This is a genomic window from Paenibacillus gyeongsangnamensis, assembly GCF_027533625.1.
Lineage (GTDB): Bacteria > Bacillota > Bacilli > Paenibacillales > NBRC-103111 > Paenibacillus_G > Paenibacillus_G gyeongsangnamensis.
Genome location: NZ_JAQAGZ010000004.1, coordinates 183433 through 208192, shown reverse-complemented (window position 1 = coordinate 208192; position 24760 = coordinate 183433). Strand labels below are relative to the sequence as shown.

At 53.1% G+C, this 24760-nt stretch carries 23 protein-coding genes; all 23 read left to right on the top strand.

The window, feature by feature from the left end; translation table 11 throughout:
* The first annotated feature begins 53 nt into the window (after window positions 1–53).
* The 23 genes from dapA (at window position 54) to O9H85_RS07575 (ending at window position 24673) form a co-directional block, all read left to right on the top strand.
* The gene (dapA, locus tag O9H85_RS07685; RefSeq protein ID WP_269880726.1) at window positions 54–929 is read left to right on the top strand and encodes a 4-hydroxy-tetrahydrodipicolinate synthase; all 876 of its coding nucleotides are present in this window, start codon (window positions 54–56) and stop codon (window positions 927–929) included.
* Window positions 930–1136: 207 nt separating this feature from the next.
* A complete protein-coding gene (locus O9H85_RS07680; protein WP_269880724.1) occupies window positions 1137–2813 on the top strand; it encodes a ribonuclease J in 1677 nt (558 codons plus the stop codon).
* Between the two features lie 156 nt (window positions 2814–2969).
* Window positions 2970–3719 carry a ClpP family protease gene (locus O9H85_RS07675; protein WP_269880723.1) on the top strand — a complete coding sequence of 250 codons (750 nt, stop codon included), beginning with the start codon at window positions 2970–2972 and terminating at the stop codon, window positions 3717–3719.
* Window positions 3716–3952 carry a YlzJ-like family protein gene (locus O9H85_RS07670; protein ID WP_269880722.1) on the top strand — a complete coding sequence of 79 codons (237 nt, stop codon included), beginning with the start codon at window positions 3716–3718 and terminating at the stop codon, window positions 3950–3952. Before O9H85_RS07675 ends, O9H85_RS07670 begins: the two co-directional genes overlap by 4 nt.
* Before the next feature lie 65 nt (window positions 3953–4017).
* Entirely contained in the window at window positions 4018–6588 is a 2571-nt protein-coding gene (locus O9H85_RS07665) for an FtsK/SpoIIIE family DNA translocase (protein WP_269880721.1), read from the top strand.
* A gap of 115 nt (window positions 6589–6703) precedes the next feature.
* Entirely contained in the window at window positions 6704–7540 is an 837-nt protein-coding gene (gene sleB, locus O9H85_RS07660) for a spore cortex-lytic enzyme (protein ID WP_269880720.1), read from the top strand.
* Between the two features lie 90 nt (window positions 7541–7630).
* Window positions 7631–8935, top strand: coding sequence for an EF-P 5-aminopentanol modification-associated protein YfmF (yfmF, locus tag O9H85_RS07655; protein ID WP_269880719.1), 1305 nt, complete (start codon window positions 7631–7633; stop codon window positions 8933–8935).
* Window positions 8936–10231 (top strand): EF-P 5-aminopentanol modification-associated protein YfmH, encoded by a 1296-nt coding sequence (yfmH, locus tag O9H85_RS07650; protein ID WP_269880718.1) that lies wholly within the window; start codon window positions 8936–8938, stop codon window positions 10229–10231.
* Entirely contained in the window at window positions 10218–10973 is a 756-nt protein-coding gene (gene ymfI, locus O9H85_RS07645) for an elongation factor P 5-aminopentanone reductase (RefSeq protein WP_269880717.1), read from the top strand. The genes yfmH and ymfI overlap by 14 nt, the downstream gene beginning before the upstream one ends.
* A gap of 79 nt (window positions 10974–11052) precedes the next feature.
* Window positions 11053–11304, top strand: a complete 252-nt coding sequence (locus tag O9H85_RS07640; RefSeq protein ID WP_269880716.1) for a DUF3243 domain-containing protein — start codon at window positions 11053–11055, stop codon at window positions 11302–11304.
* Between the two features lie 108 nt (window positions 11305–11412).
* A complete protein-coding gene (locus O9H85_RS07635) occupies window positions 11413–12249 on the top strand; it encodes a hypothetical protein (RefSeq protein ID WP_269880715.1) in 837 nt (278 codons plus the stop codon).
* A gap of 87 nt (window positions 12250–12336) precedes the next feature.
* Window positions 12337–13116: a DUF3388 domain-containing protein gene (locus O9H85_RS07630; RefSeq protein ID WP_269880714.1), complete on the top strand. Its 780-nt coding sequence runs from the start codon at window positions 12337–12339 to the stop codon at window positions 13114–13116.
* Window positions 13117–13178: 62 nt separating this feature from the next.
* Window positions 13179–14048 carry a helix-turn-helix domain-containing protein gene (locus O9H85_RS07625; RefSeq protein ID WP_269880713.1) on the top strand — a complete coding sequence of 290 codons (870 nt, stop codon included), beginning with the start codon at window positions 13179–13181 and terminating at the stop codon, window positions 14046–14048.
* 258 nt (window positions 14049–14306) lie between these two features.
* Complete coding sequence (locus O9H85_RS07620; protein WP_269880712.1) at window positions 14307–14798, top strand: YajQ family cyclic di-GMP-binding protein; 492 nt, start codon at window positions 14307–14309, stop codon at window positions 14796–14798.
* A 152-nt stretch (window positions 14799–14950) separates the two neighbouring features.
* Window positions 14951–16279: a 30S ribosomal protein S12 methylthiotransferase RimO gene (rimO, locus tag O9H85_RS07615; protein ID WP_269880711.1), complete on the top strand. Its 1329-nt coding sequence runs from the start codon at window positions 14951–14953 to the stop codon at window positions 16277–16279.
* Window positions 16276–16869 (top strand): CDP-diacylglycerol--glycerol-3-phosphate 3-phosphatidyltransferase, encoded by a 594-nt coding sequence (gene pgsA / locus O9H85_RS07610; protein ID WP_269880710.1) that lies wholly within the window; start codon window positions 16276–16278, stop codon window positions 16867–16869. Before rimO ends, pgsA begins: the two co-directional genes overlap by 4 nt.
* A gap of 88 nt (window positions 16870–16957) precedes the next feature.
* A complete protein-coding gene (locus O9H85_RS07605; protein ID WP_269880709.1) occupies window positions 16958–18208 on the top strand; it encodes a competence/damage-inducible protein A in 1251 nt (416 codons plus the stop codon).
* A gap of 173 nt (window positions 18209–18381) precedes the next feature.
* Window positions 18382–19431, top strand: a complete 1050-nt coding sequence (gene recA, locus O9H85_RS07600; RefSeq protein WP_333474174.1) for a recombinase RecA — start codon at window positions 18382–18384, stop codon at window positions 19429–19431.
* Between the two features lie 72 nt (window positions 19432–19503).
* Window positions 19504–20217 carry a RecX family transcriptional regulator gene (locus O9H85_RS07595; protein WP_269880708.1) on the top strand — a complete coding sequence of 238 codons (714 nt, stop codon included), beginning with the start codon at window positions 19504–19506 and terminating at the stop codon, window positions 20215–20217.
* A 256-nt stretch (window positions 20218–20473) separates the two neighbouring features.
* A complete protein-coding gene (gene rny / locus O9H85_RS07590; RefSeq protein ID WP_269880707.1) occupies window positions 20474–22018 on the top strand; it encodes a ribonuclease Y in 1545 nt (514 codons plus the stop codon).
* Between the two features lie 225 nt (window positions 22019–22243).
* Window positions 22244–23038, top strand: coding sequence for a TIGR00282 family metallophosphoesterase (locus O9H85_RS07585; protein ID WP_269880943.1), 795 nt, complete (start codon window positions 22244–22246; stop codon window positions 23036–23038).
* Window positions 23039–23177: 139 nt separating this feature from the next.
* On the top strand, window positions 23178–23438 hold the full coding sequence (locus O9H85_RS07580; RefSeq protein ID WP_006286829.1) for a stage V sporulation protein S: 261 nt from the start codon (window positions 23178–23180) through the stop codon (window positions 23436–23438).
* A gap of 284 nt (window positions 23439–23722) precedes the next feature.
* Window positions 23723–24673 carry a dipeptidase gene (locus O9H85_RS07575; RefSeq protein ID WP_269880706.1) on the top strand — a complete coding sequence of 317 codons (951 nt, stop codon included), beginning with the start codon at window positions 23723–23725 and terminating at the stop codon, window positions 24671–24673.
* Window positions 24674–24760 lie beyond the last annotated feature (87 nt).

The window sequence follows — 24760 nt, the reverse complement described above, 5'->3', positions numbered from 1 at the left end:
CATGAAATGATAGATGTGTTATTCAATATGTAGAAATTGAAGGAGGAAGCATTGTGGTTTTCGGAAGATTGATTACAGCTATGGTCACGCCTATGGACCGCGATTTGCAGGTGAATTGGGACGGCTTTACCCGATTGTTGGATTATCTCACAGGAGAGCAGCAAAGCGACAGCGTGGTGGTAAACGGCACGACGGGCGAATCGCCGACGCTTACGGAGCAGGAGAAGCTGAAGCTCTTCGAGATCGCGGTCAAGCATGCCGCCGGCCGCTACAAAGTAATCGCGGGTACGGGCAGCAACGATACGGCCCATACGATTCATCTATCCCGCGAAGCAGAGAAGCTGGGTGTCGACGCGCTGCTGCTCGTAGCCCCTTATTACAACCGTCCATCTCAGGAAGGGCTGTACGCACATTTCAAAGCGGTGGCGGAGTCGGTGAAGATACCGGTCATTCTGTACAACGTTCCGGGCCGTACTGGCGTTAATATTGACGCTTCCACGACCGTTCGCTTGTCCCGCATTCCGAATATCGTCGCGACGAAGGATTGCGCAGGAACGGATCAATTGACCCAGATCGTGACGGATGCGGCTCCGGGTTTCAAGGTATACAGCGGAGACGACAGCGCGACGCTCCCGGCCCTGGCCGTAGGCGCTCATGGAATTGTGAGCGTTGCGAGCCATGTGATTGGAAAAGAAATGAAATCTATGATAAACTGTTATTTAGAAGGAAATGTGCAAGAAGCGGCGCGTCTTCATGGAGCCTTACTGCCGGTATTCCGCGGTTTGTTCTACTGCCCGCATCCGGTTCCGAGTCCTGCCCCGGTCAAGCACGCGCTGAACCGCAAGGGGATCGAGGTCGGCGGTGTGCGTCTGCCTTTGCTGAATGTAACCGAAGAAGAAGGACGATTCATTGATTCTTTGTTTAAATGAGCGGTCTCTTAATCGAATCGGTGCCATTCGTGGCATCGATTTTATTTATTTAAGGAAGTAAGAGCGGGTTCCTTATGGTCGATAGGGCTCCGCTTGTAAATGGAACTTTTTATCATGTATAATGGTGGCAAGTGACTGATCGGTTTATTTTATGGTTTGCAGCTCATACAAGAATCGTCGTCAATTTAATCAAGGAGGTTTATTTACTTGTCCAAGAAAAATATAGACAAACTGACGATCTTCGCTCTGGGCGGCGTGGGCGAAATCGGCAAGAACATGTATGTTGTACAGTACGCTAATGATATCGTTGTCATTGACAGCGGTTTGAAATTTCCTGAGGAAGAGATGCTCGGAATCGATATCGTCATTCCGGACATTTCGTACTTGACGGAGAATCGGGATAAAGTTCGGGGCATTCTCATCACGCACGGACATGAAGACCACATCGGCGGATTGCCTTATGTTCTCAAGCATCTCAATGTTCCGGTATACGGAACGCGCCTGACGATGGGTCTGATCGAGACCAAGCTGAAGGAAGCGAACCTGCTGGGAGAGACGAAGCGAATCGTCATTACGGCCGATACCGAGCTGAAGCTGGGCAGCATGACTGCCACGTTCTTCAAGACGAACCACAGTATTCCGGACTCCGTAGGCGTATGCCTTGAAACGCCGGAAGGCAGCGTAGTTCATACCGGAGACTTCAAGTTCGATCAAACGCCGGTCAACGACCAGTATGCGGATCTTCATCGGATGGCAGCCATCGGAGCCAAGGGGGTTCTGGCGCTGTTGTCCGACAGCACCAATGCCGAAAGGCCAGGATATACCGGATCGGAGAAAAGCGTCGGGGTTCGGATCGAAGAAGTGTTCCGCCAAGCGAAGCAGCGCGTGATTGTTGCGACGTTCGCATCCAATGTGCATCGGATTCAGCAAGTCATCGATGCTGCGGAATCGACCCGCCGGAAGATTACCGTCATCGGACGCAGCATGGTTAACGTCGTGTCCATCGCCCACGAGCTCGGCTATTTGCGCATTCCGGACGGGATGCTGATCGAGCCGGAGGAGATCAACCGGATGGCGGCCGATCGCGTCGTCATTCTGTCCACGGGCAGCCAAGGCGAGCCGATGTCGGCGCTTACGCGCATGGCCCGCTCGACGCACCGGAAGGTTGACATTCTTCCTGGCGACACGGTGATCATCGCGGCGACTCCGATTCCGGGCAACGAACGCTACGTAGGCCGGACGGTCGACGAGCTCATGCGCATCGGCGCTCATGTGATCTATGGGCCGGGATCCCAGACCGGGGTTCACGTATCGGGTCACGCAAGCCAGGAAGAATTGAAGCTTATGCTGAACATGATGCGTCCGCGTTACTTTATTCCGATCCACGGGGAATACCGGATGCTTCGCCAGCACGGACTGCTTGCCGAATCCGTAGGCATTCCTAAAGAAGATATCTTCATTCTGGATAACGGCGATACGGTTGAAATTCAGGACGGCGCTGCACGCAAAGGCTCCAAGGTGTCCGCAGGCAACGTGCTGATCGACGGTCTGGGTGTAGGCGACGTAGGAAATATCGTGCTTCGAGACCGCAAGCTGCTGTCGCAGGACGGCATTCTGGTCGTTGTCGTCACGCTCAGCAAGCAGGATGGAACGATCTTGTCCGGTCCGGACATCATCTCCCGCGGTTTCGTGTATGTCCGTGAATCCGAAGGCTTGCTGGAAGAGGCGAACCGAATCGTCACATCGACGCTTCACCGGTTGATGAACGAGAACGTAAACGAGTGGGCATCGCTCAAAACCCATGTGAAAGACGCACTAGGACGATTCCTTTATGAACAAACCAGACGACGTCCGATGATCCTTCCGATCATCATGGAAGTATAAACCGAAGCATGAAAGTCACTTGAACCTTGTATAAACTAAAGCTTCCTCTGCTAGCGAGCTGCAGCAGAGGAGGCTTTTTCTTGTTGTGCATAAATTTGGTTTTACCACCCATACTATGGGGGTGAATCCAAGCCAGCCTGGAAGGTGGAACAAACGATGCTATCTAACAACAAACAAGAAGGACAACCGCTTCAGCCGAATCAGCCGTTAACGGAGGACGCTGCTAAGAACGGGACCATCGAGGCGATCCAGCAGCTGGGTCAAACGGCGGCACCGAGCGGAGAAACGAACATTTTTTGCATGACCATCATCGGACAGGTCGAAGGGCATTTGGTGCTGCCGCCGCAGAATAAGACTACGAAGTATGAGCACTTGATTCCGCAGCTCGTAGCCGCGGAACAGAACCCGAAGATCGAAGGCGTATTAGTCATCCTGAACACGGTGGGCGGAGATGTGGAAGCCGGCCTCGCCATTGCCGAGATGATCTCAACGCTGTCCAAGCCGACCGTCGCGCTGGTGTTAGGCGGAGGCCACAGTATCGGCGTCCCGATCGCGGTATCGGCCGACCTGTCCATTATTGCCGAAACGGCAACAATGACGATTCACCCGATCCGGCTTAACGGACTTGTGATCGGCGTACCGCAGACATTCGAATATTTGGACAAAATGCAGGAGCGCATCATACATTTCGTAACCCGGAATTCGCGGATCGCGGAAGAAAAATTCAAAGAGCTGATGTTCAAAACGGGCGAGCTTACCCGGGACATCGGAACGACGGTGGTCGGTACGGATGCCGTCCGCTATGGGTTGATTGATATGCTCGGGGGACTTGGCGATGCCATCCGCGAGCTCAACCGTTTGATTGAGGAACGCCGCAAAACGCAAACGGGAGGAATGGTCCAATGACCCATTACACGATTCTGCCGATGGATGCGGTACTGGAAGGCTTAGAGGAGATGGACAAGACGCAGACGTTGGAAATATCCGTCGATGGCGTAACGATGCAGGTGCAGCCGCTGAATCAGCGGCAAGCCAGCATCGTGCGTCTGATCAGCTGTAATCCGCAAGATTTCCTGAATCCCCGGTTTGCTCCCGGCCGGCTGATTGAATTCGAGCCCGTGACGAAGGGAGAGGCTTAAGTTTTCCTGACTCGTTTTAGCCTCGCCCAGTTTATGGTATAATGTGAACTTGGGGGTGAAGGCTCTTGGCCAGGAACAGGAAAAAGGGCAAAAGCATCAAGACGAGTCTTAAATTTGAATTGTACGGTATCCTGATTTTGACTTTATCGATCATCGCCTTATCCCGCGAGGGCTCCGTGGCCCGTTCTTTAACGTATTTGCTCCGTTTTGCGATCGGAACGTGGGATTTTATCGTCCCTCTAGTCTTTATTTATGTGGGGCTGTATATCATGATGAAGCGGCAGTGGCCCGTGTGGCGTACGGCGAAGAAGTCCGGTCTTCTCCTGATCGTGCTCGCGCTGCTGCTGATGAGCCATATCAGCTTATTCGCTGAATTATTTCCTGCGGGGAAATACACGGCTGGGCAAATCCTGTCGCTAACGTGGGACAGCATGGTCAAAGGGCTGAAATCGACGAACCAAGGACAAGCGATCTTAACGTCCGATGTTGGCGGAGGCATGCTGGGTGCGCTGCTGTACTCGGTCTTGTATTTCTTGTTCGATAATTTGGGAGCAAGGCTCATTCAATATATGCTCTTTATCGCCGGGTTCACTCTGGTTACGGGGCTGTCGTTAGGCTCTCTGCTGCAGTGGATCAGGGGACGCAAGCCGTTTGCCGACACGCTGCTTGGACAATACATAAAGCAAAAGCTGAAGGAACGCAGCCGCCGGCCTGCTTCCAGCCGATCACAGACGCCGGAGCGAAAGAAGAAGCCTGCGGTTGTGACGGTCGGGGCGATAGATGAAGAGTTTGACGAGGAGAATTTAAAGCCCGTCCGGAAGGAGCGAAAGCCCGGCAAGAGCAAGTCGTTGTTCTTTGAGCTGCTTCATCCGAAGTCTGCGGAGCCGGAGGCGAAAACAAAAGGCAAGCAGGCTGCCTTCGATCCGGAGGAGGAGGCAGACGAGGAAGTATCCGTGTATAAAGCACCGGAGCCGCCTAGCAAGACGGTCTATAGTGACGAGAAAGAGGCGGCGTTCGACGACCCGGCCATTCCGGTCATCCGAGATTTCCAGGAACAGGTGCAGCAGGAGACGGCAAGAACGGTCCAGGTCCAGCCGGCCGGCGTTACGGTTCCTCCAACTGCCGCACAGCATGCGGCGCAGGCAGTATCCGGCGATACGGAGGAAGCGGACAACCCGGAAGATTTCGATATTAAGAATAAACCGCTCGCCATTCCGTATGAGCTTCCGTCGCTTCAACTGCTGTCCAAGCCGGCAGCAGGCAAGGGCGCCGACTCGCTCGATTACAAGGCGGTGGCGCGCAAGCTGGAAGCTACAATGGAGAGCTTCGGCGTCCGGGCGAAGGTGCTTGAGGTGGTGCGCGGACCTTCCGTTACGCGGTATGAAATTCAGCCGGACGTCGGCGTGAAGGTCAGCCGCATCGTCAGCTTGACCAATGATATCGCCTTGGCGCTCGCCGCCAAGGATATCCGGATGGAAGCGCCGATCCCTGGCAAATCGGCGATTGGTATCGAGGTGCCGAATTCCGAGATGTCCGTTGTGACGATGCGGGAAGTGATGGAGAGCCCTGCATTCCAGGACTCGGTCTCCAAGCTGTCCATCACGCTCGGCCGCGATATCGCGGGACAGCCGATTGTCGGCAACCTGGCGCGCATGCCCCATTTGCTTGTAGCCGGCGCCACAGGCTCGGGGAAATCCGTTTGTATTAACGGAATCATTGCGAGCGTGCTGTATAAGGCAAAGCCGGATGAAGTGAAGTTTCTGATGATCGACCCGAAGATGGTCGAGCTTAACGTTTATAACGGCATTCCGCATCTGCTCGCTCCGGTCGTGACCGATCCGAGAAGGGCCTCGCTGGCGCTGAAGAAGGTCGTCGTCGAGATGGAGAAACGGTACGAGCTGTTCTCCAAGAGCGGCACACGGAACATCGAAGGCTATAACAACATGCTGATCGAGACGCAATCCAGCGCTCCGCTTCCGTTCATTGTCGTCATTGTGGACGAGCTGGCGGATCTGATGATGGTCGCCGCGAACGATGTGGAGGATGCGATCTGCCGACTCGCTCAAATGGCGCGCGCGGCGGGCATTCATCTCATCATCGCGACGCAAAGGCCTTCGGTAGACGTCATTACCGGCGTCATCAAAGCGAATATTCCTTCGCGTATCGCCTTCGGCGTATCGTCACAGGTCGATTCGCGGACGATACTCGATTCCGCCGGCGCGGAGAAGCTGCTTGGCCGCGGGGACATGCTGTATCTGCCGATGGGCGCTTCCAAGCCGGTCCGCGTCCAGGGGGCATTCCTGTCCGATCAGGAGGTCGAATCGGTCGTCAATTTCGTCCGGACGCAGGGCCAGGCGGAATACGTTGAGGATATGGTGCCACAAATCGAGGATCAGCAGGAGACACAGGACGAATTCGAGGATGAGCTTTACGATCAAGCGGTGCAAATTATCCTCGATGCGAAGCAGGCTTCCGTCTCGCTCCTGCAGCGGCGGATGAGAGTGGGCTATACCCGGGCCGCGCGCTTGATCGATACGATGGAAGCCCGGGGCATCGTAGGTCCGTACGAAGGCAGCAAGCCCCGCGAGGTTCTGGTAACGATGGAGCAGTATCAGATGAACCGGATGAGCTCTTAGACCGGACGGCTAATCCGCGCCAGCGATTCCCAGTTTCCGCTGAATAGAAGCCACCTCCCTTTCTCATAATAACCTTAAAAAGTTTGCCAATACGTTGTGGGAAAGGTGATTGTAAATGAACAAAAGGTTGGTCGTCATCACGGTTTGCTTGGTTTTTGTTCTGTTTGCGGGGCTTGAAATCAAACATCGCATGAAGGTCGAGCAGACGTTCAACAAGAATGAGGTTCATTACGGCGAATCGGGGACGGCGGACGTCTATGAAATGCAGGGACGGCTGAAGCACCTCGGTTTTTTCAACGGCAAGGTGGACGGCGATTTCGGATATCAATCGCTGAAGTCCCTCAAATGGTTTCAGTCGGAATTCGGCCTGAAGGTCGACGGAATTCTTGGAGATAAAACGAAATTGAAGCTGTGGGAGGCAACAAAGGATTGGAAGGCCAGCGCCTCCGATCTTCCTCCGTGGGTTACGGGCTCGAGTAAAGAAGGAGCTGCGGCAGGGGCCCCTTCCGGCGGCGGTGGCGGCGCAGCCGCTCCACCGGCCGCTCCACCGGCTGCGCCTGAAAACGCCGGGCTGGCTCCAGCCAACAAGCTGGGGCTGTCCCAGCAGGATCTGAACCTGATGGCGAATGCCGTTAACGGCGAAGCGCGAGGCGAGCCTTATATCGGACAGGTAGCCGTCGCGGCGGTCATCCTGAACCGGGTGAAATCGCCAAGCTTCCCGAATACGGTCTCAGGCGTCATTTTCCAGCCGGGCGCGTTTACGGCGGTAGCGGACGGGCAGATTTGGCTCACACCGAACGAGACTTCCAAGAAGGCGGTTCAAGACGCGGTTTCCGGCATGGACCCGAGCGGCGGATGCCTTTATTACTTCAACCCGGAGACGGCCACGTCCAGTTGGATCTGGAGCCGCCCGCAGGTGAAGCAAATCGGGAAGCATATTTTTTGCAAATAAAGCATGGATAGAAGTAACCCCTAGCGCGGTTGCTTCTTCTGTTTGTACAGGAATATAATGGAATAGAACAGCGAAAGGCGGAACCAGACGATGAAAGGAGCTGTTTCTCTTTTGAAACAAATTGAATTCGAACGCGGTACGGCCAGAAACATCCGGGTGCACGTGCTGCCCACCGAGCAGTTCAAAACGTTTGCGATTTCCGTCTACATCGGTTCTCCGTTGAATGAAGCTCATGTGTCCTCGACCGCATTGATCCCTTTCGTACTTCGCCGGGGGAGCCGCTCATATCCGGAAACGAAGCAGTTTCGCGAGCGCCTGGACGATCTGTACGGGGCGGGCTTCGGCTTCGATATTTACAAGCGCGGAGATTACCAGATGGTACAGTTCCGGATGGACGTCATTCAGGACGAGTTCGTATCGAGCTCCACGTCTTTGCTGAAGCAAGCTATGCAGTTCCTGGGCGAAGCCATCACGGCGCCGGCTATTGAAGAAGGACATTTGGTATCCAAGTATGTCGAATCCGAGAAGGCGACGATTCAGAAGCGTTTGGAAGCTATCATAAACGATAAAATCCGCTATGCGGCGGAGCGCTGCATTGAGGAAATGTGCAAGGAAGAGCCTTACCGGCTGCACCCGCTGGGACGAATTCAGGATCTGGCCGCGCTCGAGGCGGAATCGGTTACGGCAAGATATAAAGAATGGCTGCGAACCTCGCCGATCGACATCTACGTCGTGGGGAACACTACTCTGGACGCCATACTTCCCTTGGTTGAACGCTATTTTCAAGGTGAGCAGGGAACCGCTTCCGATTACTCGGCCCGACCGGATTGGCGCAGAGTGAGCCAAGTGAAGGAAGTGGTCGAGCGGCTCGAGGTGAATCAGGGCAAGCTGAACATGGGGCTTCGGGTGAATACCTCCTATGTGGATAAGAGCTATCCCGCGGCACTTATGTATAACGGTATCCTGGGCGGATATCCCCATTCCAAGCTGTTTACGAATGTCCGGGAGAAGGCCAGTCTGGCCTATTACGCCTCCTCGCGTTTGGACGGACATAAGGGCATTCTGACGATTCAGTCCGGGATCGAGATCGCCAATTTCGAGAAGGCCGTCAGCATCATTAAAGAGCAGCTGAAGGCGATGGAGGAGGGACAGATCAGCGATACCGAGCTTAAGCAGACCAAAGCGATGATTACGGGTCACCTCCGGGAGCTGCAGGATTCGGCTTTCGAGCTGATCGCCTTCGATTTCAACAACATCCTGTCCGGCGCCAAGCGGACGGTTCCATCGCTTGTCGAAGCGGTAACGGCCGTAAATACGTCAGCCATCCGGGCGATGGCGGACGAAGTGAAGCTGGATACGATTTATTTTCTGCGTGATCAGAAGGGGGACATGTAAATGCAGGCGATCCCTTATCCTCATGTGAAGGAAACGGTGTATACGGAGCAGCTGCCGAACGGGCTTACCGTCTTTATTCTGCCGAAGGAAGGATTCCAAAAGACGTACGCCACGTTCTCGACGAAATACGGCTCGATTGACAATCACTTCCAAGTCGAGGGGGAGCCGGAGAAAAAGGTGCCCGACGGCATCGCCCATTTTCTGGAGCACAAGATGTTCGAGGAGCCGACGGGAGACATCTTCTCCGTCTTCGCGGCGCAGGGCGCCTCGGCGAACGCTTTTACCTCTTTCGGGCAGACGACCTACTTATTCTCGGCGACCGAACATATCCGCGATAACTTGACGACGTTGATCGATTTCGTGCAAAACCCTTATTTCACCGATGGCAACGTCGAGAAGGAAAAGGGCATTATCGGCCAAGAGATCAAAATGTACCAGGACAATGCCGATTGGCGGTCCTACTTCGGCTTGATCGAAACGATGTACCACGTTCATCCGGTACATATCGACATTGCGGGCACGGTCGAATCGATCGGCGAGATTACGAAGGAAATGCTGTACGACTGCTACCATACCTTTTATCATCCGAGCAATATGAGCCTGTTCGTCGTCGGCGGGGTGAATCCGGAAGAAATCATGGAGCTGATCCGCAGCAACCAGGCTGCCAAAACGTATCCGCAGCAGGGCGAGATTCGCCGTTACTTCGATCCGGAGCCGGATGCGGTCAAATCCCCTCGCAAGGTGGCGGTTCTGTCGGTTTCGCTGCCCAAATGCTTGTTCGGCTGCAAGGAGCCGGGCCAGCCGCTGAGCGGGCGCGACATGCTGAAGCGGGAGCTGGGGATGAAGGTGCTGCTGGACCTGCTGCTCAGCCCGAGCTCGGCGATCTACCAGAAGCTGTATGATGAGCAGCTGATCTCCGACAACTTCGGCTCCGAGTACAATATTGCGGAGCAGTATGCGTTCTCGGTCATCGGAGGCGATACAAAGGACCCGGAGAAGCTCTTGGAGCGGGTGAAGGAAGAGATCGACCAAATGAAGGTGAAAGGCATCGACCGGACGGATTTCGACCGGAGCAAGAAAAAGAAAATCGGCGCATTTCTGCGTCTTTTGAATTCCCCTGAAGCGATAGCCAACGAATTCACTAAATACCGGTTTAAAGGGATCGAGCTGTTCGATATTTTGCCGGTATATGAAAATTTGACGATAAACGATGTCAGCGCACTATTGAAGGACCATTTCGATTGGAGCCGTCTGGCGGCTTCCATCGTACGGAGTGAAGCGGATGGCCGAGCCTAAACCATTTACGGAACAAACGGTCTTAATTACGGGGGCGAGCCGCGGCATCGGCGCTGCGATCGCCCGCCGTTTCGCTTCCGTCGGATTGAACGTTGTCATTCATTATTTGCAATCCCACGAGGCGGCGAATGAAACGGCCCGCAGCTGTATGAAATCGGGAGCTAACGTGCTCACGGTTACAGCGGATCTTCGCTCCCGGGAACAAATCGAGCGCATGCACGAAAAGCTGGACGCTCACGGACTTATACCTGACATTCTGGTCAACAACGCCGGCATTTCGCATTACGGCCTGCTCACGGATTTAAGCGAAGAGCTGTGGGATGAGCTGATGGGCATCAATTTGAAGGGCACGTTCCTGACGACCCGCGAATTCATGCCGTCCATGGTTCGCCGGAAATACGGCAGAATCATTAATGTATCCTCGATATGGGGAATTTCCGGCGCATCCTGCGAGGTTGCGTATTCCACGGCCAAAGGCGGGATCAACGCCTTCACGAAGGCGCTTGCCAAGGAACTGGCTCCCTCGGGGATTACTGTCAATGCGGTAGCTCCCGGAGCGGTCGAAACACAGATGATGTCGAGCTTCAATTCGGAGGAGATCACGGCCATCGAGAATGACATCCCGGTCGGCCGGCTCGGTCAGCCGGAAGAAATCGCTTCTCTGGTCTATTTTCTAGCCTTGCCGGAATCCGGTTATATTACCGGGCAAATCATCAGCCCCAACGGCGGCTGGCTTACCTGACAGGCACATATTTCACTCCTTTATTGCAGACATTATAATGTGTACCGACACTTATAATTTCATGAAGGAGGAATACGGCATGACAACGGCGCTGAAGGTATTCGATCGCTGGAAGGAATTTTTGGGGGACCGCGTAGAGCAGGCGGAGAAGTCCGGAATGAGCGAAGAGACGATGTCCAAGCTCGCATTCGAGATCGGAGAATTCCTCGCGAATAAGGTCGACCCGAAAAATAATGAAGAGCGCGTCCTGAAGGATCTTTGGGATGCCGGCGACGAACAGGAAAAGAAAGTTATGGCGCGACTAATGATTAAATTGGCAAAGAACAGCTAATATAACGGATGAAGGTTAAGCCTCCTGAAGCAGGAGGCTTTTCCTGCGTAAATTTGCTATAATACTGTAGGCAGGACGATAAGGCTTAAGCGAGGTTGGATATACAAGATGAAATGGGCAAAATGGATCGTGCTTTGGGTAAGCGTCGTACTGGCGTTGAGCGGCTGCGGCCGGAATTTGCCGGTGCTTACCGCGGAACAGCTTCAGAACAAATTGACCGTACTCGTCGTAACCGGCACGGATATGCAGGAGCCGCTGGCGACGACGCTGCAAAAAACGCTGGCGGCCTGGCGGGATACGAAGCAAATTTCTTACGAATGGATGCAGAAGACGGATTCCTTTTCTGCCGAGCAGGTCGGCAAACTGCAGCAGCGTCCTTATGATTATATTATTGTGCTTGGCCATACGCCGGTTCAGGGAACGCTCGCGGCCGCGAAGGCACTCCCCGCACATAAATGGATATTTATTGATGACGGACTGGGAGCTCCTCAAGGGGATATCGTTGAGAAGCATATCGTTTACAGGGGCATTCCGTCTGGAAGAGTGCAGCAGGAATGGGACGAATGGGTCAAGCAGCAGCAGGTATCGGGCCGGGCGATCGAATGGGTGACGAACGCGGCGAATCCGATTCCTTCCGCCTGGGCGCCCTCCGAGGAAGCCGAGACCATCTCACTGACCGATGCGAACGGCTGGTATCCGCAATTCCAATCGCAGGTGCGCAGCCACGGACCGTCCTGGATCGTATTGTACTCGCCGGTGAACCCATCCACGATACAGCGGATGAAGAACCTGCAGGTTCCGATCATGAATATGGCGGCTACGTCGGTGCAGCTCCAATGGGACGCTTTGCTGACATCCTTGCAGCGAACGATGGAAACGAAATCGTGGACGCCCGGTTTTCAGCCATTCGCCGAAGGGGAAATGCGCGTTTCGAAGAATTCCTAATTTTTCTTACGGGAAAAGGGAAGGAATTTAGCGGATTTTGTAGAATGTTCATGGTACAACTTATAAATTGACGAACGGAGAAGTCGAATGGTTAATGACGCAAACGAAGTAAAGCAATGGTACATGGAATACCGGATTCATAAGAACCGTCCCGGCTTGCTCGGGGACGTAGCTTCCCTCATGGGGATGCTGGATATCAATATCGTGACGATTAATGGGGTGGACGACCGTACCCGGGGGATGCTTCTTCAGACGAGGGACGAAGAAAAAATCGAATTAATGGGTAAAATGTTGAAAAAAGTGGATAATATAACTATAACTGCTTTGCGTCCTCCGAAGCTGGTCGATATTTTGGCCGTCCGGCACGGACGCTATATCGAGCGTGACTCCGACGACCGCAAGACGTTCCGGTTCACGCGCGACGAGTTGGGGCTGCTCGTCGACTTTCTGGGGGAAATGTTCAAGCGGGAAGGCAATCATGTCGTCGGACTTCGCGGCATGCCGCGCGTAGGCAAGACCGAATCCATTATTGCAGGGAGCGTATGCTCCAACAAGCGCTGGACGTTCGTATCTTCCACATTGCTTCGCCAAACGGTTCGCAGCCAGCTGTCCGAGGATGAGATGAGCCACAATAACGTATTCATTATTGACGGAATCGTTTCGACGCTGCGCTCCAACGAGAAGCACCATACGCTCCTGCAGGAAATCATGGCGATGCCTTCCACGAAAGTGATCGAGCATCCGGATATCTTCATTCGGGAGTCTCAATATACATACGATGATTTCGATTGTATCGTAGAGCTCCGCAACACCCCTGAAGAAGAAATCTCATACGAATCCTTTACCGGAGGGTTCGACGAGTATTGATAAGGCGGCTGCCCTTGCGTTTAAGGAAAGGGTAACGACGGATAAAGGAAGAGGTGATAAACGTGTCAGATCTTGGTCAACTGCTGCGCAAGGCCAGACTGGAGAAGAAAATCTCGCTTGAAGAATTACAAGATACCACCAAAATCCGCAAATGGTATTTAGAAGCGATCGAGGAAGGAAACTATAAGGTGCTGCCGGGCAACTTCTATGTCCGCGCTTTTATTAAAAGCTATTCCGAAGCCGTAGGTCTGGATCCGAATGAAGTGCTGCGGCTTTATCAGAACGTCATTCCTGCGCCGGAGCCGGAGCATATCGAGCCGATGCGCACCAAGCGGACGACCGGCCGCAACACGGAGAAGATCGGCAAATGGGCTTCCAGCATTATGATGATCTCTTTTATCGTTTTGATTCTGGGGATTATCTACTATTATTTGAATTTGAATCATAAAGGCGCGACCAATGATGCGAAGAGCGATTTGCCCAAGACGGTGACGGATAAAGTGCAGCCGGTCCAACAAACGCCTCCCGCGGGCGGAGGCACGGCGGCCGGTTCGGCAACCTATGCTAAGCCGGACCCGATTCCGGCGCCGCCTCCGGTACCGCCCCCGGCTCCTGCGACGGACGTGAAGCTCGCCAAGAGCGAGCGGGGGATTGATTATTATACGATTACAGGAACGGACAAGATGAGGATCGAATTATCCATCACTGGCGACGCCTGCTGGATCGAGCTGGATTCGCTTGGGGACAACCAGAAAACGCTGGACTCCAAAACGTACGAGAACGGAACGACCAAAAGCTGGGACTTGACCGGACCGGCGTTCATGATTTTCGGTAAGGCCAGCGCGGCTCAGCTGAAGGTGAACGGGGTGCAGGTGCCCTTGGGCGATGCGCCGAACGTGAAAAAAATTCAGGTTGATTTTCAAAAAACTTAAGTTCCATCGACGCAGCAAAGGGGATCGATCCTTCGGGGTTGATCTTTTTTCGCATGTACCGTAATTTTTGAAAAGAGTGTCTCGTTTTTGTTACAATAAGAAAAACTCCTTATCGGAGTCTTTCAAAGTAGCCAGAGCGTTTTTAGCGGAATTTTTTCTTGGTACAGAAAGTTGCAGTCCGCTTTAATGCTTTAGCGAACTTAAACTTTCTGTATCGTTAAGATAAACTTTCAGTACAAGGGTTAAGGAGGCCAAGGGATGAGCTCGGAAAATTCTTTCGATATCGTATCGAAGCTCGATACGCAAGAACTGGTGAACGCTATTCATCAGGCGGAGAAGGAAATCGCCACGCGGTTCGACTTCAAGAACAGCAAAAGCAGCATCGCGCTGGAGAAGGAGGAGCTGGTGGTCGTTTCCGACGATGAGTTTAAGCTTCAGAACGTGCTGGACATTCTCCAATCGAAGATGGCCAAACGCGGCATTTCGCTCAAAAATTTAGAGTACGGCAAGGTGGAGGCCGCCGCTATGAGCACGGTCCGCCAGCGGATTAAGGTGAAGCAGGGCGTCGATCAGGACAATGCGAAAAAAATCAATATTCTTATCCGGGATTCGAAGCTGAAGGTGAAAAGCCAAATTCAGGGCGATCAAATCCGCGTGACGGGCAAGAGCAAGGATGATCTTCAGCAGGTCATGCAACTGCTTCGAAAGGCCGATCTGCCGCTGGATCTTCAATTTATCAACTTCCGCTAGCATTCCGTGAAGCGCTCCGAAGCGTCAACAAGGTTCCTTTCGTTTCCGTTTAAGCAGGCAAGCGACCGCTTTGACACGTTTCGCAGCGTTATATTATACTTGTTACGAACCGTAGTTCGTTAGTTGGTACCCTAATTTCGGAGGAGCTTTACATGACAGAGAAAGTGAAAGTGGTTACGCTCGGATGTGAGAAAAACCTGGTGGATTCGGAGATCATGTCCGGCCTTATTCATGAGCGGGGATATTCCCTCGTCGATGATAAGGAGGAAGCCACCGTTATTATAGTGAATACTTGCGGATTTATCGATGCGGCCAAGGAGGAGTCGGTGAATACGATTCTGGATTTGGCCGAGCTCAAGCAGACGGCGAGTCTCAAGGCGCTGATCGTGTCCGGCTGCCTGACGCAGCGCTACAAGAAGGAATTGATGAACGAGATGCCCGAGATCGACGGGATCGTCGGCACCGGGGATTTTGACAAAATCAACGACATCATTGATGAGGCGCTGGTCGGCAAGCGTCCCGCGCTGGTCGGCAACCCTGTGTTCAACTACGAGCAAAAGCTGCCGCGACGCGTCGCTACACCGCGTTACACGGCTTACGTGAAAATTGCCGAGGGCTGCGACAATGCCTGTACGTTCTGCAGCATTCCGATCATGCGGGGCAAATTCCGCAGCCGGAGCATCGAATCGATCATCGGCGAGGTGGAGCAGCTCGCTGCGCAGGGCGTCAAGGAAATCAGTCTGATCGCTCAAGACTCGACGAATTACGGGACGGATTTGTACGACGGCTTCATGCTTCCTGCTTTGCTAAACAAAGTAAGCGAGGTGGAGGGCATCGAATGGGTGCGGCTGCATTATGCTTACCCGGGCTTTTTCACGGATGAGCTGATCGATGTGATCGCAACGAATCCGAAGGTATGCAAATATATCGATATGCCGCTGCAGCACAGCGAAGATAGCATTTTGAAAAGAATGCGCCGTCCGGGCCGCCAGCGCGATTCGCGCGAGCTGATCCGGAAAATTCGCGAGCGGATTCCGGGCGTTTCTCTGCGAACTTCGCTGATCGTAGGCTTCCCCGGCGAGACCGAAGAGGATTTCGAGAATTTGAAAGCTTTCATTCGGGATGTTCAATTCGACCGTTTGGGGGTATTCACTTACTCTCAGGAAGAGGATACGCCGGCCTCCCGACTGCCGGATCAAATCGCGGACGACGTGAAGGAATACCGCCAGAATGTTCTGATGGAAGTTCAGCGGGAAATCTCGAACGAGCGGGGCGGAAGCCGGATCGGTCAGGTGCTTGACGTTCTAATCGAGAGATATGACGGGCGCAACGACGTCTATGTAGGCCGTACCCAATTCGACGCTCCGGAAATCGACGGGGAGGTATTTGTTGGCGGCGCTGATCTTCAGATCGGTCAGCTGGCCAAGGTCCGAATTACACACTCCTTCGAGTTTGATCTTTCCGGGGAGGTAGTTGCATGAACCTGGCCAATAAGATTACTCTAGCAAGGATCTTTTTGGTTCCGATTATCATGTTTTTTCTGCTGGTGAAAGTGAAATTTCCGCATATCAGCATTGAGCAGTTCAGCATTACGTATAATCAAATCATTGCCGCATTGATTTTTATCATAGCCGCCAGCACCGACAGCCTGGACGGTTATATTGCGCGGAAGCGGAAGCTTGTCACGAATCTCGGCAAGCTTCTTGATCCGCTTGCCGACAAGCTTCTGGTGTCCGCCGTGCTCGTCTCGCTCGTCGAGATGAGCAAGCTGGACGCTTGGATCGCCATCGTTATCATCAGCCGCGAATTCGCAGTCACCGGACTGCGCCAGATCGCGCTGCTGGAAGGAACGGTGATGGCCGCAAGCAAATGGGGGAAGTGGAAGACCGCTACGCAGATCACAGCCATCATTGCGCTTCTGATCAACAATTTTCCGTTCGCCCTGATTGATGCCGATTTCCGGTTTGACATATTCGCCAGCTGGGTGGCGGCGATCATTACGATTTATTCGGGGATCGATTATTTCGTGAAAAATAAGCACGTGATTAATTTTGACGATAAGAAACAGTAGGGAAGCCTATTGTTTTTTAGTTTATTAAATTAGACTTAAGGCATAGACGGCATAGCCGTCGATTCTGGTAAACCGGAGGCTGGAATGGATGAAAGCGGAAATCATCGCCGTCGGCACGGAGCTGCTGATGGGTCAAATCGTGAACACGAATGCGCAATACATAGCCAAGGGTTTAGCGGATGTAGGGGTCGGCGTTTATTATCAGACGGTAGTCGGAGATAACGCGTCCCGAATGAAGGAGGCGCTCGGCATCGCAAGGTCGAGAGCCGATCTGATCATTTGCACCGGTGGGCTCGGTCCCACGCAGGATGATCTGACGAGAGACGTACTGGCCGAGTTTCTTGGGCGGAAGCTTGTAATGTACGGGCCTTCAATGGACAAAATTGCGGCGTTCTTCGAGAAACGGGGCACCCCGATGGTGGAAAGCAATGCACGGCAGGCGCTCACGCTGGAAGGGGCGGACGCGCTGCCTAACGAGACGGGCATGGCCGTAGGAACGGCCGTCACCCAGGACGGAACTCATTATATCCTGCTGCCGGGGCCTCCGAGAGAAATGAAGCCGATGTTCGATCATGCCGTCAAGCCCTGGATCGAATCGAGATCGGGTCATGTCATGCCGCTCTTTTCGGTCATGCTCAAGTTTGCCGGAATCGGCGAATCGTTCCTGGAGAACCGTCTGCTCGACTTGATTGAAGCACAGACGGACCCGACGATCGCGCCGTATGCGAAAGAAGGGGAAGTGGCCATTCGGCTGACGACCCGCGCCGCCTCCCGGGAGGCGGCGAACGCCAAGCTGCAGCCGCTGGAAGCGGAGATCCGCTCCCGGGTAGGCGATCATTTGTTCGCTTCGGAGGATATTACGCTGGAACAGCAGGTGCTTCATATGCTGTCCGAACGCGGCCTGCGGCTTGCCGTGGCCGAGAGCTGCACCGGCGGGCAGCTCAGCGATCTGCTGACGGCGATTCCCGGCAGCTCCGAGGCTTTTGCCGGAGGCGTAATATGCTACACCAACGGACTTAAGCACAAGCTCCTGCAGGTGCCGATGGACGTTCTGGAGGGCGAGGGGGCTCCCGGAGCCGTCAGTGAAGAAACGGCGAGGCTCTTGGCGGAGAACGTCAGCCGCGTGACAGAGGCGGATTTCGGGTTATCCATTACCGGTGTCGCCGGGCCGAGCGAGTCCGAAGGAAAGCCGGTGGGACTCGTCTTTATCGGCGTTCACGGGTACGGACGGACCGAAGTCGTTCAAGTGCAGCAATCCGGCAACCGGGAAACGATCAAGCTGCGTTCGGCCAAAAGCGCTTTATACCATCTTTGGAAACTGTTAAAGTCACAGTTGTAATTTGTGGTAGAATTCGTTATAATAGGAACTACGGAAGCACCGTAACAAGTCCAGGACACATTGTTACGGTTTTTCTTTGGCCAAGAAACCGAATATATGTTCGGAAAAAAAGCTTGGCAATCGAACGAAAACAGGTTATGATGATACTAGAATATATGAAGGAAGTGAGTCTGTTGACAGATCGGAAAGCAGCCTTGGAGAATGCTCTTCGTCAAATAGAGAAGCAGTTTGGCAAGGGTTCCATCATGAAATTGGGCGAATCCACCCATATGCAGGTAGAAACCATTCCCAGCGGATCGTTAGCCCTTGATATTGCACTCGGTATCGGAGGATTTCCGCGCGGTAGAATTATAGAGATTTACGGACCGGAATCGTCCGGTAAGACGACCGTGGCGCAGCATGCAATCGCCCAGGTGCAGAAGGCGGGCGGCACGGCCGCGTTTATCGACGCCGAGCATGCGCTGGACCCGCTGTATGCGTCCAAGCTGGGTATCAATATTGATGAGCTGCTGCTTTCCCAGCCGGACACGGGAGAGCAAGCGCTGGAGATCGCGGAAGCGCTCGTACGAAGCGGCGCTGTCGACATAATCGTCATCGATTCCGTTGCAGCCCTTGTGCCGAAGGCCGAGATTGAAGGCGACATGGGAGACTCCCATGTCGGCTTGCAAGCCCGTTTGATGTCGCAGGCACTTCGGAAGCTGTCCGGCGCGATCAACAAGTCGAAGACGATCGCGATCTTCATCAACCAATTGCGGGAGAAGGTCGGCGTGATGTTCGGCAACCCGGAGACGACGCCGGGCGGCCGCGCTCTCAAATTTTATTCTTCCATTCGTCTGGATATCCGGCGGGTCGAGTCGATCAAGCAGGGGAACGATATCGTAGGTAACCGGACGCGGATCAAGGTTGTAAAGAATAAAGTGGCGCCTCCGTTCAAACAAGCGGATGTCGACATTATGTACGGCGAGGGCATCTCGAAGGAAGGCAGTCTCGTGGATATCGCCACGGAAATGGACATCATCCAGAAGAGCGGCGCCTGGTATTCCTACAATAATGACCGTCTGGGTCAAGGCCGTGAGAATGCCAAGCAGTTCCTGAAGGAAAATCCACATCTGGCGGATGCTATCGAGAAGCGGATTCGCGATAACAGCAACCTGATTTCGGCGGTAGGTCCGAATACGGACGATGAAGAGGAAGAAGAAGATTTCATGCTGCCTGTAGAATAATATGGAATAAGAAGGCACCTTTAATCTCCATTAAAGGTGCCTTTTGGTTCTTATGGATGTGGAGTGAGTTGAATGTGTGAAACACCCGAAACCATGGAGATGTCGATCAAGTCGGGGATCATATCGAAGATCGAGCGGCAGAAACGAGCCGCTCACCGGTATAACGTTTATATTGACGATACGTTCGCTCTGGCTGTACATGAAGACGTGCTGATCAAGCACCGGCTGCTGAAGGGCGAGACGGTGCTTGAGGACGATCTGAAGCGGATTCTGGAAGCCGAAGAGAAGTCCCGCGCCTACTTGGACGCGGTACGCCTCTTGTCAAGCCGGCTCCGGTCCGAGCATGAGATGCGTACGAGACTCGTTCAGAAGGGTTATGGAATCGAGCTGGCTCAGGAGACGACTGAACGCTTAAGACAGGAGGGTTACTTGAACGACCAATTGTTTGCCGATCAGCTGGCGAAGCAGCGTCTGCAGTCGCAGAAGAAGGGCCGCAATTGGATCAAGCAGGAGCTCAAGCAGAAGGGCTTGAGCAAAGACCATATTGCCCAAGCGATGGAACAGGTCGATGAAGCGACTGAGTATCAGATGGCGCTCAGCCTGGCGTCCAAACGGTATGCGTCGGAGCTGGCCAAAGACCCTTTAAAGGCCAAAAGAAAGATCGGCGGCTTTCTGATGCGAAGAGGCTATGCCGGGTCCATCGTCTCCAAGGTGCTGTCTCAGCTGAAATCGGCCGGCCATGGAGCGGAAGAAGAGACGGATTGGAACGAGGACGAATTCGAATAGGCTATTCATGCCGTTAATCATTCAACCGTCCTAATTTGTTCTCTTCCAGAGGAGAGCACCTTGACAAGCTTCTTTGTCAAAAGCTACAATAAGCTTGTATATTCCTTATACACAGAATCTTCCTGAAGGTAATTTGCGGAAGATTCAGAAAGTAAAATCGCCAATTTTTACTTTTTCTAGCGCATGGTAGAACGGATTAAAAAACCTAATTTATCCCAAGCTTACCCCTTGGAGAAACAACGAGGAGGTGAACTGGATGCTGGACACGGTCATCTGGATCCTGATTGTTCTCGTTGTTGGTGTACTATGCTTAGGGATTGGTTATTTTATCCGCAAGTCCCTTGCAGAGGCGAAAATTTCCAGTGCTGAACAAGCTGCCGAACAGATTAAGGAAAATGCCCGCAAAGAGGCAGAAGCACTGAAAAAGGAAACGGTTTTGGAAGCGAAAGACGAAATTCACAAGCTCCGGACCGAAGCTGAAAAAGACATTCGTGATCGTCGAAATGAAATTCAACGACAAGAGAGACGATTGTTGCAAAAAGAGGAGTCGCTGGATAAAAAATTAGAATCTCTTGAAAAGAAAGAAGAGCAGGTCGCCAACAAGGAGAAACGTATCGAAGAAACCCAAACGCAAATTGATCAGATCTATAAGGATCAAGTTGCTGAGCTGGAACGGATTTCCGCGTTGACGATGGAAGAAGCGAAGAATATCATTCTTACCAACGTAGAACAGGAAGTTCGGCATGAAACGGCTCAACTGATTAAAGAAATCGAGCAGCAGGCCAAGGAGGAAGGCGACAAGAAAGCGAGAGAGATCATTACACTCGCCATTCAGCGTTGTGCAGCCGACCATGTAGCCGAAACGACAGTTTCCGTCGTAGCGCTGCCGAATGAAGAGATGAAGGGCCGGATTATCGGGCGCGAAGGACGAAATATCCGCGCGCTGGAGACGCTCACGGGGATCGATTTGATTATCGACGATACGCCTGAAGCGGTTATCTTGTCGGGGTTTGATCCGATCCGCCGGGAAATCGCCCGTACCGCACTGGAGAAACTGGTTGCCGACGGCCGAATTCATCCTGCGCGGATCGAAGAAATGGTTGAGAAATCCCGTAAAGAAGTGGATGAACGTATCCGCGAATACGGGGAGCAAGCAACGTTCGAGACCGGCGTGCATGGGCTGCACCCGGACCTCATCAAGATTCTGGGCCGCTTGAAATTCCGTACAAGCTACGGTCAGAACGTACTGAAACACTCGATGGAAGTCGCTTACTTGTCCGGATTAATGGCAGGAGAACTCGGAGAAGACGTGACATTGGCGAAACGTGCCGGTCTTCTGCATGATATCGGCAAGGCGCTCGATCATGAGGTAGAGGGTTCCCACGTAGAGATTGGCGTCGAGATCGCCAAGAAATACAAGGAGCACCCGGTGGTCATCAATAGTATCGCGTCTCACCATGGCGACTGCGAAGCAACCTCTGTCATAGCCATGCTGGTAGGCGCGGCGGACGCGCTGTCCGCTGCAAGGCCCGGAGCACGGCGCGAGACGCTCGAAACGTACATCAAACGGTTGGAGAAGCTTGAAGAGATTTCGGAATCGTTTGACGGCGTTGAGAAGTCTTATGCGATTCAAGCCGGCCGCGAGGTTCGCGTCATGGTTCAACCGGAGAAGGTTGACGATACCGAAGCCTTCCGCCTTGCCCGCGATATTACGAAGAAGATCGAGAGTGAACTGGATTATCCGGGTCACATTAAGGTTACGGTCATTCGTGAAACCCGCGCAGTGGAATATGCTAAATAAATTGCATACCTTTTCCTGGAGAGAAGTGGCTGAATAAGCCACTTCTCTTTTAGCGATTGGGGGATGCTTATCTTAAGATTATAAAATGATTACAACCGGCCTCTCAGCCTGCTTATCGCGATATACCGCGCATCAGGGCTGTACAAATCGGAAGGCACGGATCTTGACGAAGTGAATCAGTATTGCCTTGTTTATGGGGCTGGAGAAGAAACGGAGGAGAACATCATTCGCATTTTATTTATCGGTGATATTGTAGGCTCTGTCGGGCGCAAGGCGCTGAAGACTTGCTTGCCGAAATTGAAAGTAAAATACAACCCGAAATGGATCGTCGCCAACGGAGAAAATGCAGCGGCCGGACGGGGGATTACCTCGGCGATTACAAAAGAAATATTCGAGCTTGGTGTGCATGGCATCACTATGGGTAATCATACATGGGACCAAAAAGAGATATTCGATTTCATCGACAAGGAGGAACGGATGGTCCGGCCGGCTAACTTTCCGCAAGGGACGCCGGGAAGAGGCTTTACGATCTTGAAGGGCAAGGACTCGGAGCTGGCGATCGTCAATCTGCAGGGCAGGACGTTCCTGCCGCCGCTCGATTGTCCGTTCGACAAGGCGCTGGAAATCGTGGAGCAGGTGAAGAAACGTACGAAATTCGTCCTGGTCGATTTTCACGCGGAAGCGACCTCGGAGAAAATCGCCATGGGCTGGCACCTTGACGGCAAGGTTTCTGCCGTAGTCGGCACGCATACCCACGTGCAAACGAACGACGAGCGGATTCTGCCCCAGGGAACCGCCTTCGTCACCGATGTCGGCATGGTCGGGCCGAGAGACGGCATTCTCGGCATGGAGCGGACGGCCGTGCTCCAAAAATTTAAAACCCAGCTGCCGGTAAGGTTCGTCGTGGACGAAGGGAAATGGCATTTCCATGCGGTATGCATTGATTTGGATCCGTCTACCGGCCTTGGCCAACGTATTCAGTTGATCCGGATGGATGAAGACGGCGTTCTCTTGGAGTAGATTGCTTATAAAATTATAGAATTGACGAAAAATTCAAATATTTTAGAAAACGCCATCTTCGGACAGAAGGAATTAACTTCAAATTCCTAGAATATGAATAGTACTGGAAGCTATCATCATTCCCGAGGAGGTACTTTTCATGGAAGTATTAAAAGTTTCAGCAAAATCCAACCCAAACTCCGTAGCAGGCGCGTTGGCGGGGGTCTTGCGTGAACGCGGGGCTGCTGAGCTCCAGGCGATCGGGGCCGGGGCGCTCAATCAAGCCATCAAAGCCGTAGCGATCGCACGCGGATTCGTCGCTCCCAGCGGGGTTGATCTGATTTGCATCCCAGCGTTTACCGATATTGTCATTGACGGCGAGGACCGTACCGCGATCAAGCTGATCGTTGAACCAAGATAAATGATAGCGTACGACAACATGATCGAGCACCGACCTGTTTACTTTGTAGACAGGTTTTTTTGATTGAAAAGAATTTATAAGTTTTCGTAGCTTATAGCTTCGCATCAACCTTGGTAAACGCGCTGGTCCTTGTAAGACAAGGACGGCGTAGCCGTTTATCCTGGATGCTTCCGCCATTTCCGCCTTCCGTCCTCGCATGAATATTGTCGAGAGTGCATACCTTGCAACAAAAGGAAGCGTTAGACTGCGTTTAATCATCTGAAACTTGAAAGGGGCTGGAGCGCATGCAGATCATTGACGGCCACTGCGATGTGCTGTACAAAATGTACGAGCATCCGGAGATCGATTTCTTCGACCCGCAGCCGGCGAAGCTGGACGTATCGTATGCGGGAATGGTTAAGGCGGGGATCAAGGTGCAGTGTTTTGCCATTTATTTGCCGGAACGTATAACCCAGCCCCAATTTGACCATTACTTGGAGTATGTAGATATCTTTTTCCGCAGAATCGTTTCGGATCCCCGAATCCGTCATATCAAAACCCGGACTGATCTGGAAGCGGTCATGAACGGAAAACAGGTTGGAGCGCTCCTGACCCTCGAAGGAACCGATGCGCTTCGGGGAAATTCGCTGTACTTACGGATTATGCACGACCTAGGGGTGCGCTTGATCGGGACGACTTGGAATCATGCCAACTGGGCGGCGGACGGCGTGATGGAACCGCGGCAAGGGGGCTTCACGCGCCGAGGCAAAAGATTTATTAAAGAATGCTGCGATTTGGGTATTCTATTGGATGTGTCCCATTTGACCGAGAGGGCGTTCTGGGATCTCGCGGAAACGGCGGATAAGCCATTTATCGCATCGCACTCGAACGTCTTGGCCTTGTGCGGGCATCCTCGTAATTTGAACGATGCGCAGATCCGCGAGCTGATTCGCCGGGACGGCCGGATCGGCATTACCTTTGTGCCTTATTTCGTGAGGGCGGCGTCCCAAGGCAACGCAACGATTGACGATGTACTGCGTCATGTGGAATACCTGTGCGCCATGGGAGCCCAGCATCAAATTACGTTCGGTTCCGATTTTGACGGGATACAGCAGTGGATTCCGGGCCTGGAAAAAGCGGAGCAATATGTCAATCTGGTCCATGCGCTGCAGCGCCGATATCCGGAGGAGCTCGTCCGCCGGTTCATGTACGGCAACTGGTACAGCTTCCTGCAGAAGCGGCTGCCCGTTCAATAAAAGTTAACATCTTTTCTGGAGATACAAAGCAATTGAACCGATCTAAAGTCAGTATGGATTTCATCTAAAATAGCTATCTTTCGAATA

Bases quoted from the DNA above. Each gene is read 5' to 3' on its own strand.
- O9H85_RS07670 (WP_269880722.1), top strand. From the start codon at position 3,716: ATGACCCATTACACGATTCTGCCGATGGATGCGGTACTGGAAGGCTTA.
- rimO (WP_269880711.1), top strand. From the start codon at position 14,951: ATGACAGAGAAAGTGAAAGTGGTTACGCTCGGATGTGAGAAAAACCTG.
- pgsA (WP_269880710.1), top strand. From the start codon at position 16,276: ATGAACCTGGCCAATAAGATTACTCTAGCAAGGATCTTTTTGGTTCCG.
- O9H85_RS07640 (WP_269880716.1), top strand. From the start codon at position 11,053: ATGACAACGGCGCTGAAGGTATTCGATCGCTGGAAGGAATTTTTGGGG.
- sleB (WP_269880720.1), top strand. From the start codon at position 6,704: ATGAACAAAAGGTTGGTCGTCATCACGGTTTGCTTGGTTTTTGTTCTG.
- O9H85_RS07605 (WP_269880709.1), top strand. From the start codon at position 16,958: ATGAAAGCGGAAATCATCGCCGTCGGCACGGAGCTGCTGATGGGTCAA.
- O9H85_RS07580 (WP_006286829.1), top strand. From the start codon at position 23,178: ATGGAAGTATTAAAAGTTTCAGCAAAATCCAACCCAAACTCCGTAGCA.
- yfmH (WP_269880718.1), top strand. From the start codon at position 8,936: ATGCAGGCGATCCCTTATCCTCATGTGAAGGAAACGGTGTATACGGAG.
- O9H85_RS07595 (WP_269880708.1), top strand. From the start codon at position 19,504: ATGTGTGAAACACCCGAAACCATGGAGATGTCGATCAAGTCGGGGATC.
- O9H85_RS07575 (WP_269880706.1), top strand. From the start codon at position 23,723: ATGCAGATCATTGACGGCCACTGCGATGTGCTGTACAAAATGTACGAG.
- O9H85_RS07620 (WP_269880712.1), top strand. From the start codon at position 14,307: ATGAGCTCGGAAAATTCTTTCGATATCGTATCGAAGCTCGATACGCAA.
- yfmF (WP_269880719.1), top strand. From the start codon at position 7,631: ATGAAAGGAGCTGTTTCTCTTTTGAAACAAATTGAATTCGAACGCGGT.
- O9H85_RS07635 (WP_269880715.1), top strand. From the start codon at position 11,413: ATGAAATGGGCAAAATGGATCGTGCTTTGGGTAAGCGTCGTACTGGCG.
- ymfI (WP_269880717.1), top strand. From the start codon at position 10,218: ATGGCCGAGCCTAAACCATTTACGGAACAAACGGTCTTAATTACGGGG.
- O9H85_RS07675 (WP_269880723.1), top strand. From the start codon at position 2,970: ATGCTATCTAACAACAAACAAGAAGGACAACCGCTTCAGCCGAATCAG.
- O9H85_RS07630 (WP_269880714.1), top strand. From the start codon at position 12,337: ATGGTTAATGACGCAAACGAAGTAAAGCAATGGTACATGGAATACCGG.
- rny (WP_269880707.1), top strand. From the start codon at position 20,474: ATGCTGGACACGGTCATCTGGATCCTGATTGTTCTCGTTGTTGGTGTA.